This window comes from Streptomyces sp. NPDC052020, assembly GCF_040680575.1.
GTDB lineage: Bacteria > Actinomycetota > Actinomycetes > Streptomycetales > Streptomycetaceae > Streptomyces.
Genome location: NZ_JBFAWY010000101.1, coordinates 1 through 1,237 on the forward strand (window position 1 = coordinate 1; position 1,237 = coordinate 1,237).

Consider the following 1,237-nt stretch of genomic DNA (forward strand, 5'->3'; position numbering starts at 1 on the left):
AGAGGTTACAGGTTCGACCCCTGTCGGGCGCACCATTTTAAAATGCATGTTAATTATATATACGGGAAGTAGCTCAGCTTGGTAGAGCACTTGGTTTGGGACCAAGGGGTCGCAGGTTCGAATCCTGTCTTCCCGACTCTTTTTGAAAATAGTATGGGGGCTTAGCTCAGATGGGAGAGCGCCTGCTTTGCACGCAGGAGGTCAGCGGTTCGATCCCGCTAGTCTCCACCATATTGATTATTAATGAAGAAATGAACATTGAAAACTGAATTGCAATATGTCAACGTTAATTCCGAACGCAACATTAAATTGTTGGTTCAAAACAAGTGTTAGAAATAACACAAATTAGTATTTTATGAGCTAATCAAACATCATAATTCATTTATGGAGAGTTTGATCCTGGCTCAGGATGAACGCTGGCGGCGTGCCTAATACATGCAAGTCGAGCGAACAGATAAGGAGCTTGCTCCTTTGACGTTAGCGGCGGACGGGTGAGTAACACGTGGGTAACCTACCTATAAGACTGGGATAACTTCGGGAAACCGGAGCTAATACCGGATAACATTTGGAACCGCATGGTTCTAAAGTGAAAGATGGTTTTGCTATCACTTATAGATGGACCCGCGCCGTATTAGCTAGTTGGTAAGGTAACGGCTTACCAAGGCGACGATACGTAGCCGACCTGAGAGGGTGATCGGCCACACTGGAACTGAGACACGGTCCAGACTCCTACGGGAGGCAGCAGTAGGGAATCTTCCGCAATGGGCGAAAGCCTGACGGAGCAACGCCGCGTGAGTGATGAAGGGTTTCGGCTCGTAAAACTCTGTTATTAGGGAAGAACAAACGTGTAAGTAACTGTGCACGTCTTGACGGTACCTAATCAGAAAGCCACGGCTAACTACGTGCCAGCAGCCGCGGTAATACGTAGGTGGCAAGCGTTATCCGGAATTATTGGGCGTAAAGCGCGCGTAGGCGGTTTCTTAAGTCTGATGTGAAAGCCCACGGCTCAACCGTGGAGGGTCATTGGAAACTGGGAAACTTGAGTGCAGAAGAGGAAAGTGGAATTCCATGTGTAGCGGTGAAATGCGCAGAGATATGGAGGAACACCAGTGGCGAAGGCGACTTTCTGGTCTGTAACTGACGCTGATGTGCGAAAGCGTGGGGATCAAACAGGATTAGATACCCTGGTAGTCCACGCCGTAAACGATGAGTGCTAAGTGTTAGGGGGTTTCCGCCC

2 tRNA genes and 1 rRNA gene are annotated in these 1,237 nt (G+C 48.6%); all 3 read left to right on the forward strand.

The annotated features are described in order from the left end of the window. Positions 1 to 62: 62 nt before the first annotated feature. Positions 63 to 136, forward strand: a tRNA-Pro gene (locus AB0L74_RS34845). 19 nt (positions 137 to 155) lie between these two features. Beyond that, positions 156 to 231, forward strand: a tRNA-Ala gene (locus tag AB0L74_RS34850). A 150-nt stretch (positions 232 to 381) separates the two neighbouring features. Continuing rightward, positions 382 to 1,237 (forward strand): 16S ribosomal RNA (locus tag AB0L74_RS34855); the annotation flags it as partial.